We start from the raw sequence: 13,579 nt of genomic DNA, 5'->3' as shown, positions 1-13,579 counted from the left end.
TTTTTTATTATGCTATTTAATATGTTGAGTCTTGGAAAAGCTCAGCCTGACATTAATATTGTCACATTGAGCTTGTCGAAATGTGATTAATTAGAATTATTTCTCCAATAACTCCTTCACCTTCGCTTCTAAAGCTTCCCCTCTAAGGTTGGTTGCAACAATTACCCCATTTTCGTCCAATAGAAATGCTGCAGGAATCGCTCGCACATTGTATAAGGTAGCAACAGGATCGTTCCAGAATTGTAAATTGGAAACCTGCTCCCAAGTTAAATTATCGTCTTTAATCGCTTGAACCCATCTATCTTTTTGTCCGGCTCTATCTAAGGATACTCCTAAGATATTAAAACCTTTATCGTGATATTTCTCATATACCTTTACAACATTAGGATTTTCTACTCTACACGGCTTACACCAAGCAGCCCAAAAGTCTATTAAGGTTACTTTTCCCAGCACATCTTTAAGTGCAATTTGCTCTCCTTGTGGATTTGGAGCTGTAAATTCCGGAGCTTTACTACCTATTTCGGTAGCGCTTCGTTTATCTAAATTTTCTTTTAAAGCCTTAGCGATAGAAGTTTGTTTAATTTTTTCTGAAAGATTTACAAAAAGTTCTTTTACCTCATTTGCGGAAGCTCCCATGTTAATCATGTCTGAAAGTACAAGGATTGAAACAAAATTATTCGGATTTTCCTTAGCAATTTTTTTCTTGTATGCGATGTCGCTATTTCTAAGACCTTCTTCCTCTTTCTGCAAATTAGCCATAGCAGAAGAATCTCTGGTAGTGGTAGCTTGCATACGCAAATCTGTCCTGATTTTCCCTACTTTCATATTTAGCTCTTTGATATGATCTAAATAAGCATATAGTAACTTGTTCTCTTTTCCTCCTTTAACTTCAGAAGTTTGAAGACTATCTTTATAGATTTGGAATTCTATAGGTTCGTTTTCTGAAACAAATAAAACATTTCCTCGAACTCCTTCAATAGTGAGAAAGTTTAAATTAGAAGCTTCAACTTCTGGAAGATCCAACATAAATTGTCCGTCTTTTACGGCAACAGAATCTAATTTTTTAGGCTGATTATTTGCATCGAGTTCAGAGAGATAAATCATCTTTCCATCTTCAATATTTTTGAGATCTCCAGAGATGGAATATCCCTCTTTTTCCTTGGCACATCCAAGGATCGCAAGTATTGCTATAGCTGTAAAAAATCGTTTCATTTCAGTATGTTTTAAGCAAAAATACATAACTCACTTTGGATAGTTGAATTAAGTTTGTAAAAAAATGTTAATTTCAAGGGTTCGCAGGTTGAGCACTAAAAGAAATAGTAATTTTAGGCTATAAATATAAATATGAAAAATCAGCTCCAGGATTTTCCTTTAGATATAAAAATAAGTTTCCATAAAATTATAGAAGAATATAGACTTCTATTAGATGAGGAACAAAGTAGTATATCTAAGGAATACATGTCCAAAGTATTAGAATATGTGTCCTCTTTTCCTAAACTTGAAGATGGGATAGAAGACCCTAATGATCTTTCTAAATTTAAAGATGTTATTAAAATTTTATTGGATGAGATTTTCCCTAAAATTTTAAGTAAAAATGAAATTAAAGCAGCTACTGTACCTTTTCATAACATCATATTCAACACCTCTAGCAGATTCAAAAAAAATCTTGGATAATGCAGGAGAAGGTTTCGATCTTAAAATGCGGAACCTGAATGAAGATATGTTCTATATCTATGGATGTATTCTTATACTTAATAATTACTATGGGTATAAGATAGATTTTTCAAGGCCTTTATATTACGATATACCAGATGCAACCGGAATACTAAAACATTACAGGTTGGCTATGAATGCCGATTTTATGGATATCGAAAAAGGGGAGAACGCGATTGATATTACAGAGGACGATGTAGATCTTTTAATTCAGAATATAGATGATGTAGACTTTTGGAAAGAGAAATTCCCACCATTAACTTGGATTTTCAAGGGTTTTATAATTATGAATTTAACCGATGTTACTGTAGATGATGCGATCTCTGATTTGAAAACCACATTGCTTCACAAAGAGACTTCAGATGAAGAGGAATTATTGAAGTTTCAAGAGATTTTTCAATCAATTTATAGAATTCCGGATTTAAGAGTTGGCTTTACTGTTTTCAATAAAGATAGAATGGTATTTGAGCGAATGGATAATCGGGATTCTTTTAGTTTTATTCTCAATGATAAGCCTGAAAATAAATGTAAAGAGAGCGTTTGCGATAAAACCTTTAAAAAGCTTATAGAAGAGCAAACCTATTTTTCTATTACCAATGTAGAGCGTTATGCGAATGATACAGGTCACAATTTATTGTCGCAAAATCTTTTAGAGAATAATGTGATGAGTTGTATTCTGGCTCCCATTGCTGTAGAAAATGAACTTTGGGGAATTTTAGAATTGGTCTCTTATAGAAAAAACGAATTAAATAGTATAAATGCTATTAAACTAGACGATATACTACCTTATATCGTGACTGCTGTAGAGCGAAATAGGAGTGAATTCGAGAATAAAGTAAAAGCTGTAATCCAAAGTGAATGCACAGCTATTCACCCTAGTGTACTATGGATATTCGATAGGGAAGCAAAACAATTTATTAAAGATCTTAATCATGACGGTTTAGCTTCATTTAAAGACATTGCGTTTAAAGATGTTTATCCTCTTTACGGTCAAATAGATATTGTGGGTTCTTCTGATGCTCGAAATTCTGCGATTCAAGACGATCTTATGCATCAATTGGAAGAGATCGAACATATTATAGACATGGCATATCAGATAGAAAATATGCCAATTTACGATCAGGTGCGGTTTAGAATTACAGATTTTAAAGAAGATCTTCAGGATACTTTAAATGCTTCAAGTGAGCAGCGGGTTTTTAATTTACTTCAGAAAGAAGTGAATCCGTTGATGGAACATTTAAGTAATCAATCGGAAGAACTAAATGAATTGGTTAAAAATTATCAGAAACAATTAAACCCGGAAACCGGAATAATTTACAATCATCGTAAAAATTACGACAATACGGTACAACGTATAAATAGGACAATGGCTAGATTGCTTGATAAAAAACAAGTAGAGGCTCAAAAAATATATCCGCATTATTTTGAACGTTATAAGACCGATGGCGTAGATCATAACATTTATATTGGTTCCTCTTTAACCAATAATAAACCGTTTAATGAGGTGTATTTGTACAATCTTAGGTTGTGGCAGCTAGCTACGATGTGTGAGATGGAAAACAAATTCTATCAGCTTCAAACGAACACCCCAATTCAGTTAGACGCAGCTTCTTTAATATTAGTTTTTAACAGCACACTGTCTATTAGATATAGAATGGATGAGAAGAAATTCGATGTAGATGGTACATATAATGCACGTTACGAGATCATCAAAAAACGCATAGATAAGGCTTTTATAAAAAATACTGAAGAGCGAATTACTCAGAAGGGGAAGATTTCCATTGTTTATTCGCAAAGCAGTGATGAGCGTGAATATTTAAGGTATATCAAGTATCTGCAAATCAAACAATATCTTGGAGATGAGGTTGAGTTACTCGAATTAGAAGACGTGCAAGGAGTAATTGGATTAAAAGCAATTCGGGTAAATGTTTTATATCACCCGGATGAAGATGCTGTAGATAAAGCCATTACATATGAAGGCTTAATGGATTATTTAAGGTAAAAAGCGACTACAAAGCTTAGTACTGATGCTATAATTCCCACCATGAACACTGTATAAGTAAGTCTTAAAAGCATGTATTTTCTATGTAAAACTTTTCCTAAAAGGTGAAGGTCTAGCATAAGGGACTCGTAAACGTAATCCTTATCTTTAATTATTTCATTGATTCCCCATTTAAATTGCTCGAATGGCATTTTATGAAAATTACCAAAAAACAGGAGATTAATATCTCTACTTTCTACCTGTGCCTTCGTGAATTCCCCGGTAGTTACGTTTGGTCTGGTAGACATAATAGAGAGCACTATAGAAGCTACACTAAAAATCACCAGAATTAAGGTTGGGATTAATAAGTGCTTGTTGGTAACTGCATCTAATTTTGGGATAATGTTTGCCAATGCAAGTGAGATAATAATAGCATTTACCGAAAGCAAGATGTTTGCTTTAGTATCTGCAATGTCACTTAATTTAATATGGTTTCGAAGTGTTACTCTAAATAAACTCTGTATACTTCTCTCTGGGTTGTTGTTCTTATATTCTGCCTTAAGTCGTGCTTTAGTTTCTTCTTTCTTTAGTTTCCTGACTTTTTTCGTTTGTTTTTCTAATAATTCTGAAAGATTATTATCTTTTCCAGCTTTCCAGTTTTTGGAAGCATAATCTGTATAGAACTGATGCTTATCTGTAAACAAACTAACATTTCCAGCTAGCCACTCTTCAGGAGTATAATTATGGATATTTAAAAGTTGCATTTCTTGCCTTAATAATTCACTTGTCTCATCGAAGTAGTCTTTGGCAATATGAGAGCAATCTGCATCTTTAATAATTTTTTCAAGCTTAGTTTCTGGGACAACTCCAAATTTGGTAGCCATGATGCATTTAGAAACCAATTCTATGGTTTCATTATCTGCATTATTTTTCTGTAAAAAATCTTTGGCAATTTTTACACTTTCCTCTTCATGACCTTCAAATTTAACTGTATATCCGGTATCGTGAAGCCAAGCAGCTAAGAGCAATACCTCTTCTTCTTTAACATTTATTTCCGAATTCTCAATTAATTCTTTAGTACTTTTAACCACCCGCTTTGTGTGGTTATAATTGTGATAAATATATGTATTTGGCAGTTTTTCTTTGAATAAATTAAGAACAAACTTATCTGCCTTTTTTATTAATTCTGTCATGGAAATATCGATTAGATAAAAAGCCAAATTACAAAAAAAAAACGCCCTATTGAATTTTATGAAAAAAAATAACATTTTTCTAACTTTATTGGCCATTTTCCTGCTTATTGGATGCTCTACCTATGATCCTAAATACAGAGAAGGCGAACCAACCGAAAATTTTGAATATCCTACAGACAAGAAAATAGAGAAATCTTTTTATCTATTGGGAGATGGTGGATATTCCCCTCCAGGAGGAAGTTCAGAAGGTTTAATAGCCCTTAAAAATTATATGGACTCCGTTAAAGTGTCCGATAATTATACAATTTTATTAGGTGATAATATTTATCCTGTTGGGATGCCGCCAAAAGATAGTCCGGAGCGTGAGGCTGCAGAATATAGATTGGATGCACAATTAGATGCTTTCGAAAAATACGAGGGTAAGGTTGTAGTTGTGCCTGGAAATCACGATTGGTATAATGAGGGCATTAATGGATTAGAACGTCAAAAAAAAATATTTACAGTCTAAATTAAAAGAAAATTTAATCTGGGCCCCAAAAACGGGATGTGGTTTTGATGTAATCGAAATTTCAGAGAATATTGAATTGATTACATTAGATTCTCAATGGTTTTTAGAAGATTGGGATAAGCATCCAACGATCAATGATAACTGCCCGCAAATTAAAACTAGAGAAGCACTGTTTATAGAGCTTGCTTCAGAATTGCAGAAAAATCAGAATAAAACAATTATTGTTGCGTTGCACCACCCTTTGTATACCAACGGGGTTCATGGAGGTCAATACGAATTTACTAGGCATATATATCCTTCGCAAAAGAAGATTCCCATACCTATATTAGGATCTTTAGCAGCTCTAATTAGAACGAGCGGAGGGGTTTCTATTCAAGATGCACAAAATGAAAGGTATAAGTCTTTAGTAAAGAGGTTGGAAACAATTGCACAAGGATCGGAAAGATTATTGTTTGTTTCTGGTCATGAACATTCTTTACAGTATATAGAGCATGATAGTGTTAAACAAATTGTTGCTGGCTCGGGATCTAAAGCCTCTTATGCGGTATTAAGTAACGATGGTTATTTTGCTTATCCAGGTCAAGGATTTGCAGTTTACGATGTTTTTGAGGACGGTTCTTCTTGGGCTAGCTTCTATGGAAATGAAAATAATAAGGCAAAGCTTTTATACCAAAAAGAAGTTTTTTCTGCTCCAAAACCATATGATGTTTCACATTTACCAACGGAATTTCCAGAATCCATTGTTACTTCAATTTATAGTGAAGAAGAAACTGAAAAAACAGGATTATACGAAAGTGTATGGGGTCAGCGATATAGAGATCTTTACGGGAAACCTATATCTGTAAAAGTTGCAAATTTAGATACGTTGTACGGTGGACTAAAACCTGTGATTAAAGGAGGAGGGCATCAAACTATTTCAATTAGATTAGAAGATAGTTTAGGACGGGATTACAATATGCGTCGTCTAAAGAAAAGTGCAGTTCAATTTTTACAAACTGTAGCCTTTAAGGATACTCCTGTTCAAAATGAATTGGAGAATACAGTTGCTGAAAATGTAATTGAAGACTTTTATACAGCTGCTCATCCATATGCATTTCTTGCCATTCCAAAACTATCCGATGCCATTGGCTTGTACCATACAAATCCTAAATTGTTTTATGTGCCTAAGCAAAAAGCGTTAGAAGAATATAATTCAGAATTTGGGGATGAACTTTATATGATTGTGGAAAGGCCGGAAGACGATTGGGCTAGTATGAAATCTTTTGGAGAGGAGACAGAGGATATTTTAAGCACCTCTGATATGTTAGAAAAATTGAGGAAAGATGAAAAATATTTCCTTGATGAAAAAGCTTATATCAAGGCTAGAATTTTCGATATGCTTATTGGAGACTGGGACAGGCATCAAGACCAATGGAAATGGGCCGAAACTGAATTGGCTGACGGTACCAAGCGATTCTTGCCAATCCCCAGAGATCGCGATCAGGCATTTTCAAATTTTGACGGAGCATTTTTTGGAACCTTAAGAGGTTTAGCAGGATTTGCAAATCAATTTGCGGTATACGGCGATGATATTAAAGACGTAAAATGGTTTAATACTGCTGCTACCGGAATGGATAGAACGCTAATTCAGAATGTGGGTAGAGAAGCTTGGATAGAACAAGCTGAATTTATTCAGAAAAATATAACCGACGAAATAATTGAGGAAGCATTTTTAGAATTGCCGGAAATTACAAGAAACGAAACGACTGAATTTATAGTAAAAAGCTTGAAAGGGAGAAGGGAGAATATTGTGGATATCGCTAAAAGATACTACGATTATATGGCCAAATTGGCTATAGTTACCGGAACAGATAAAGATGATTTCGTAGAAATTGAACGTTTAGATGAAGGTAAAACCCGAATTACTGTTTCTAGGATAAAGGACGGTAAGAAAGCAGATCTGGTTAGTGATAAAACGTATACTAAGGAAGATACAGATGAAATTTGGTTATACGCTTTGGATGATGATGATGTTATAAGAGTGAAAGGAGAATCTGAGCAGAATTTAATCTTTGTAAGAGTTATTGGAGGCCAGAATAACGACATTTATGATGTGGATGAAAATAGTGGAAGAAAAGTTAAGATATACGATTATCTAAGCAAGCCAAGTACCGTAGTTTCAAAAGGGAAAGCTAAAATTAGGTTTAGAGACAATTATGTACAAAATACGTTCGATAAGGATAAGAAGACCTTTAAATCGGGGTCTATAGTACCCGGTTTTGGTTATAATCCAGATGACGGAATCAAGATTGGTATACAAAGCGTCTCTACTGTGAATGGTTTTAAGAGAAACCCTTTTACCACGAGAAATACGTATAGTTTGGGCTATTATTTTGCTACAAGCGGTTTCGATGCTAGTTACCAAGGGGAATTTGCTCGAATATTAGGAAATTTTAATTTATTAGTTGGACTTAACTTTTCCAGCCCTAATGCTTCGAATAATTTCTTTGGCTTCGGAAATGAAACTCCAAATTTTGATGATGATTTAGACTTCGACTATAATAGAACTAAAATAGGAAGAGCTGGGATTAAATTTGGCTTTGTAAGGAAATCGCCCTTCGGAAGTTATTTTGGATATATGGCTAATTTTGAAGGAATCAAAGTAGATGAGACCGAAGAAAGATTTATCACGGAAGATTTTGTTTCTAACGACCCGGACTTTTTTGAAAGAAAATTCTTTGGTGGATTAGATGCAACATATAGGTACGAGAGTTATGATAATAACTTAAATCCAACTCGAGGAATGAAATTTGAATTAAATGGGGGAGGAAAAATAAATCTGGAAGATCTTGATAGTAATTTCGGATATATTAAACCTTACCTAGGCTTTTATAACGCGCTTTCTGAAAACCGAAAATTGGTATTGAAATCACAAGTTCAAGCTCACTTTAATATTGGGGATGATTACGAGTTTTATCAAGCAGCACAATTAGGAGGTAATACAGGTTTACGAGGTTTTAGACAGCAACGATTTACCGGAAAGAAGTCTTTCGCTACCGGGGCAGATCTACGATATAGCTTTAATCAATTTAAAACATCTTTCTTGCCATTTCAGATTGGTGTCTTTGGAGGTTATGATCTGGGAAGAGTATGGACAAAAGAAAGTGATAGTAATAAATGGCATGATAGCTATGGAGGAGGACTTTGGATTAATAGTGCGGATGCCTGAGTGCTCAATTTAGCCTATTTAATAGTAAAGAAGACATGAGATTCACTTTCGGGTTCGGATTTAAATTTTAGATTCTTATTCGGGATATAATTTCTCGAATTTATCGATCGAAAGTATACCAATAAAAAAGCTCTACAATTTGTAGAGGCTTTTTTATATCATCAGGTTTTTATAGACTGCTACGTATGTTAAAAAAAACTTAAAACGGATAACTATCAATTTAGTTTTGAAGATTTTTCTGTTATTCGCTTTCCAATTAATTCAACTCATATGTTTAACCGTTTTTTTGTTAAGCCTCTTATTTACTACGATCTCATTATTTTCATATTCACAGGAATTTTCTATTTCTGGAAAATTAGTAGATGGACAATCTAAAATTCCTTTGGAAACAGCAACGGTCTTTGTAGAATCGGTTAAAGATAGTTCACTTATTACCTATACTATATCAGATAAACTCGGTGTTTTCGATTTAAAAGGTAGAACTCAGGCGTCAAAGGTCAATTTATATATTTCGTTTGTGGGATATAAACCATATGAGAAATTAATTACACTGGATGAAAATAGAATTCTGAAGTTAGATGCTATTTCTTTGAATGAGCAAATAGAATCTTTAGGAGATGTAGTAATTCAAGGTAGGAGAGCACCGGTTACTATTAAGAAGGATACATTGGAATTTAATGTAGCTTCTTTTAAGACCAAAAAAGATGCTAATGTGGAGGATCTTTTAAAGGAGCTTCCAGGGGTAGAAGTAGATGACCAAGGGAACATCACTGTTAACGGTAAACCGGTTAACAAAATTCTTGTTAATGGAAAACCATTTTTTGGAGACGACCCAACGATTGCAACCAGAAACTTAACGAAAGAGATAGTTGAAAAGATTCAGGTAACAGATACAAAAACCGATTCTGAAGCCTTTAATAATGAAAAGGGTGATGATCAGAATAAAACTATAAACATCACAATTGACGAGGAGAAAAATAAAGGAATTTTCGGTCGGGTTGCGGCAGGCGGTGGCACAGATGAGCGTTTTGAATATGCAGGTCTTTTAAATTATTTCGATAATGATTTGCGAATTAGTGCGCTCTCGGGAGGAAATAATATTAATTCGCCCGGTTTTAGTTTCGGGGAAATTCAAAAAATGTTCGGTAATGTAAATTATATAAGCGTTAGCAGTAGCGGAGGTTTGAACTTTGGAGGTAGAGTTTTTGGAGGAGGAGAAGGCATTATTAATTCTAGAACAGCGGGGGTAAATTACGCAGATAATATTGGTGAAAAAGTTGAGATTTCATCAGATTATTTTTATTCTGCATCAAATTCCTATGAAGATAAAATTAGAAATAGAGAAAATATTATTCCCGGACGAAGATATTTTTCAAACCTAATTTCAAATTCAGATAGCAATAGTGATAACCACGCAATCAATTTAAATTTAAAGGCAAAAATTGACTCTACTTTTCTTATTGAATTTAAACCCAGGTTTAATTATACAAAGGGAGATTCACGATTTGCAAGTTCAGAAGAGACCTTAAATTCGAATGAGGAGTTAACCAATTCTTCAAATACTAATAATGAAGCACTAAGAGAAGGAAAGAATTTTAAGGGAAATCTTACTCTTAATAAAAAGTATGGTGCCAATGGAGGCTTTGTAAAACTCTCTATGGAAAATGAATTAAATGACACCAATAATGATAATTTTTCTCAATCTGAAACCTTGATATTTGGTGATGATCCTCAAGAAATTATTAGAGATCAATTTACCGATGGCAATTTGCAAACACGTGGAATCGAGATTGAAACCAGTGTTCGTGTACCTATACTGGCAAAAAAAGTTTTTATGGATCTAGAATATAAATTTGAGAATCAGAATAGGGATGATGCTCAATTTGTTTATGATCTGGATCAAGATTCAAATTCTTATTCCTTGTTAAATGAAAACCAGAGTACAGATTTTTCGAATGTAAACAGAACCTCCAGACCAGAAATTGGTTTAACTTATGAAAAGGATAAGTTTAGAATTAGATTAAATACAGGTTATGTTTTTAGAACTCTAGAAAGTGATGATGCAGTTAGGGATATAAATTTTAAAAATGAATTTAATGCCATTGAATACAACGGAAATATTCGTTATAAATTTAGCCAGAAGACCTCTCTTTATAGTGGTTTTGGCTTATCCCATGATGCGCCAGGAATAAGACAACTATCTCCTTATATAGATGTATCAGATCCATTAAACATTGTTCAAGGAAATCCAGATTTAAAGCCTACTAAATCTCACTATTTATATTTGAACTTGAATAATTATGATTTTCAAACTCGTACAGGAATGTATACTTATCTAAATATAAATGTGGCTAAAGATAGGGTTGTTTCAAGATCTACAATAGACCCATCTTTTATTAGAACAACTACGTACGATAATGTGGATGGTTATTATCAAATATTTGGAAATACTAATTACAGCAAGAACATTTCTATAGATAGCCTTAGGACGTTTAATATAGATGTAGGTATAGGAATAAATGCAAGTCGCAATGTTAACTTCAATAACGATATAAAATATGCAAGTAAGAATTTTTCATATAGTCCAAAATTAGGTTTCAAGTTTACTTGGAAAGAGTTGTTTGAGTTTAGACCTAATTATGAATTAAATTATACAAGCAATAAATTTGATCTTGATAATTTTGATGATAGAAAATTTTTAAGACATGAGGTGAGACTTAGAACAACCACCTTTTATCCTAAGAAATTAGAATGGTATAATGATATTAAATATATTTTTAATCCAGATGTAGCGCCAGGATTTGAAACAAGTTCTGTTTTTTGGAATAGTTCCTTAGCCTATTCTGTTTTAAAAGACAACGGAACTATAAGCCTGAAAGTTTACGACTTACTTAACCAGAATACTAATTCTCAAAGAACAGCCACTCAGGATTATATTCAAGACTCAGAGAGTACCGTTCTACAACAGTATTTTATGCTCGGCTTTAGTTATAAGTTTAATACTTTAGGTAAAAAAGGTGAAACCAGAAAGAGCACTTTTTGGTTCGATTAAATTTTAATAAAAAAGCCTCTGCAATTAATTACAGAGGCTTTTATATATTAATAACATCATCCTATTATTACTCCTCTTTTTGAGGCTCATTAATAGATAACTTATTTGTGAAATCGATAGTTCTGATAGGGAATGGAATATTAATTCCGTTTTTATCAAAAGCTTTCTTCAAAGCAATAATTGCTTTATTTTTTGCCATAAGCACGTCTCGGTTTCTTGTAACATCTGTCCAAAAACGAACCACAAAATTAATAGAGCTATCCCCAAATTCTTCAAACATAAATTCTACTTCTTCATTTCCTCTTTGCGGAAAAATTGATTCCATAGTTTCGGTAGTTAATTTTTGAACAAATTCTAAATCACTACTGTATCCTACACCACAATTAAGCATGACTCGGGATCTAGCAGTTCTAGTATAATTCTTAAATGGTTCATCTACAATTTTAGAGTTTGGAATCATTACATAGTTATTATCAGATTCCTTAATAACTATATTTCTCAAGTTAATTTCAAAAACCTCGCCGGCATACCCATTGGTTACCACCCAGTCTCCAATTTGTATTTCTGGTAGGAAACTTAGGATCACTCCACTAAAAGTATTGCTAAGCGTGCCTTGAAGTGCAAGACCAATTGCAAGTCCAACCACACCGGCACCAGCAAGTACAGAGGTTAAAACCTTATCCAAGTTTAATAATGACAAGGCAATAAAGAACCCAATAAAGATTACTATTATTTTAGCAACCCTAGAGGAAATTTGCCTTATAGAATCTTGAGAACCTTTTCTTCTTAGTAATTTATCTACCAGTTTTGCTACATATTTCGCAATAAACAGAAATATTATAAATACAACTGCGGCAAGTAAAAAATTGGGGAGGTTAAGAATTAAGGAATCTAGCCAAGAGGCCATTTTATCCCATATCCCTTTAATAGATTCATTTAAATTGAATTCTTTGAACATATATTGATTTCTATTTTAAATTGTCTTGTGAGTATCGCTAGTTTTCATTTTCCATGCGTCTAGCATCCAACTTGTTTTTTTCCAGCTCTCTAATATATGCACCTATAAGGTCTATAGTCCCTTCATCTCCACCTTTATCCGCTATTTCAGTTACTTTACGCATTTGCTTAAGAATAATTCCATGATCGTCTAATAAAGTTTTGATCATTTGTGAATCCGAAAGATCAGATTTAGATTCTTTTAAATTAGAAGACTTAAGATAATCACTCATATTACTAGCTGGCTGATAGCGTAAGGTAAGAATTCTTTCCGCAATTTCATCTACTTTCAATTTTGCGTCGTCATAAAGCTCTTCAAACTTCTCATGTAAGTCGAAGAAGCTTTTACCAATGACATTCCAGTGAAAATTTCTTAATTTTTGATAATATAAATGGTAATCTGCAAGAAGAATATTAAGTTCCTCAACAGTTTTTGCAGTTTTTTTATCGTCTAATCCTAAATAGTTCATAGTTTTTATTTATTGATTCTTAAAATACCATACAAAAATATGATAGTTGTTGGTGCTTCACAATTTACGAGTCATGTTTAATACAATTTTAACTCATGATTAATCGGTTGGCCTATGATTTTTCAAATCTAATTTTTTCAACATTTCTTTAGAAACCTGTCCACCGGAAATACCGTAGCCATCGACTAATGTTCCTTTTTTTCCATCTTTCGTGGTAATACAATACAAGATTGCATTATCGTCCGGATTGCTCATACCTTCAAATCTTAAAACCTTATCGACATCAAAGTCATTAACATGATATTTAGAAGATTCAGATTTAAGTTCGATTTTTTCATCTAATAAATTGAAGTCATATTCGTAACCTTCTTCTAATTTCAATTTATTTATAGCCTGTGATAATGTCCCGTAATCTTTCATTTTTATCTTAATTTAAATTTAGTTTGAAGTTACAGCCA

Annotated in this window: 9 protein-coding genes and 1 pseudogene; 5 read left to right on the top strand and 5 right to left on the bottom strand. The window is 33.2% G+C overall.

Annotated features, from left to right (window positions below; genetic code table 11):
* Positions 1-96 precede the first annotated feature (96 nt).
* A complete protein-coding gene (locus tag ON07_RS03870; RefSeq protein ID WP_010228347.1) occupies positions 97-1,212 on the bottom strand; it encodes a TlpA disulfide reductase family protein in 1,116 nt (371 codons plus the stop codon).
* Between the two features lie 132 nt (positions 1,213-1,344).
* Between ON07_RS03870 and ON07_RS17660 the strand changes: the two genes are divergently transcribed.
* Both ON07_RS17660 and ON07_RS14450 read left to right on the top strand, forming a co-directional pair.
* The gene (locus ON07_RS17660; RefSeq protein ID WP_316928079.1) at positions 1,345-1,674 is read left to right on the top strand and encodes a hypothetical protein; all 330 of its coding nucleotides are present in this window, start codon (positions 1,345-1,347) and stop codon (positions 1,672-1,674) included.
* A complete protein-coding gene (locus ON07_RS14450) occupies positions 1,667-3,715 on the top strand; it encodes a GAF domain-containing protein (protein ID WP_316928078.1) in 2,049 nt (682 codons plus the stop codon). The genes ON07_RS17660 and ON07_RS14450 overlap by 8 nt, the downstream gene beginning before the upstream one ends.
* Here ON07_RS14450 and ON07_RS03860 read toward each other — a convergent pair.
* Positions 3,703-4,887, bottom strand: coding sequence for a Pycsar system effector family protein (locus ON07_RS03860; protein ID WP_029331433.1), 1,185 nt, complete (start codon positions 4,885-4,887; stop codon positions 3,703-3,705). The two genes, ON07_RS14450 and ON07_RS03860, sit on opposite strands and share 13 nt — an antisense overlap.
* A 58-nt stretch (positions 4,888-4,945) precedes the next feature.
* On the opposite strand from ON07_RS03860, the gene ON07_RS17655 reads away from it, so the two are divergent.
* The 3 genes from ON07_RS17655 to ON07_RS03850 all read left to right on the top strand — a co-directional run bounded on the left by ON07_RS17655 (position 4,946) and on the right by ON07_RS03850 (position 11,655).
* Positions 4,946-5,395, top strand: a complete 450-nt coding sequence (locus ON07_RS17655) for a metallophosphoesterase (RefSeq protein ID WP_316928077.1) — start codon at positions 4,946-4,948, stop codon at positions 5,393-5,395.
* Between the two features lie 76 nt (positions 5,396-5,471).
* Positions 5,472-8,603, top strand: a complete 3,132-nt coding sequence (locus ON07_RS14445; RefSeq protein ID WP_316928076.1) for a phosphoesterase — start codon at positions 5,472-5,474, stop codon at positions 8,601-8,603.
* 286 nt (positions 8,604-8,889) lie between these two features.
* Positions 8,890-11,655, top strand: coding sequence for an outer membrane beta-barrel protein (locus ON07_RS03850; RefSeq protein WP_010228344.1), 2,766 nt, complete (start codon positions 8,890-8,892; stop codon positions 11,653-11,655).
* Between the two features lie 67 nt (positions 11,656-11,722).
* Here ON07_RS03850 and ON07_RS03845 read toward each other — a convergent pair whose 3' ends face one another.
* The 3 genes and pseudogenes from ON07_RS03845 to ON07_RS03835 form a co-directional block, all read right to left on the bottom strand.
* Positions 11,723-12,613 carry a mechanosensitive ion channel family protein gene (locus ON07_RS03845; RefSeq protein WP_010228343.1) on the bottom strand — a complete coding sequence of 297 codons (891 nt, stop codon included), beginning with the start codon at positions 12,611-12,613 and terminating at the stop codon, positions 11,723-11,725.
* Between the two features lie 15 nt (positions 12,614-12,628).
* A pseudogene (locus ON07_RS14440) lies at positions 12,629-13,121 on the bottom strand (Dps family protein).
* Between the two features lie 99 nt (positions 13,122-13,220).
* Positions 13,221-13,541: a hypothetical protein gene (locus ON07_RS03835; protein WP_010228341.1), complete on the bottom strand. Its 321-nt coding sequence runs from the start codon at positions 13,539-13,541 to the stop codon at positions 13,221-13,223.
* Between the last annotated feature and the right edge of the window lie 38 nt (positions 13,542-13,579).

Origin of the sequence: Gillisia marina, from assembly GCF_000258765.1 — a bacterium.
In the GTDB taxonomy this organism is placed as follows: domain Bacteria; phylum Bacteroidota; class Bacteroidia; order Flavobacteriales; family Flavobacteriaceae; genus Gillisia; species Gillisia marina.
This window is presented reverse-complemented; position numbering and strand designations above follow the sequence as displayed.

What these genes read in the sequence shown, in the direction of transcription:
- ON07_RS03870 (WP_010228347.1), bottom strand. Translation starts at nt 1,212, where the DNA reads ATGAAACGATTTTTTACAGCTATAGCAATACTTGCGATCCTTGGATGT.
- ON07_RS03860 (WP_029331433.1), bottom strand. Translation starts at nt 4,887, where the DNA reads ATGACAGAATTAATAAAAAAGGCAGATAAGTTTGTTCTTAATTTATTC.
- ON07_RS03845 (WP_010228343.1), bottom strand. Translation starts at nt 12,613, where the DNA reads ATGTTCAAAGAATTCAATTTAAATGAATCTATTAAAGGGATATGGGAT.
- ON07_RS17655 (WP_316928077.1), top strand. Translation starts at nt 4,946, where the DNA reads ATGAAAAAAAATAACATTTTTCTAACTTTATTGGCCATTTTCCTGCTT.
- ON07_RS17660 (WP_316928079.1), top strand. Translation starts at nt 1,345, where the DNA reads ATGAAAAATCAGCTCCAGGATTTTCCTTTAGATATAAAAATAAGTTTC.
- ON07_RS03835 (WP_010228341.1), bottom strand. Translation starts at nt 13,541, where the DNA reads ATGAAAGATTACGGGACATTATCACAGGCTATAAATAAATTGAAATTA.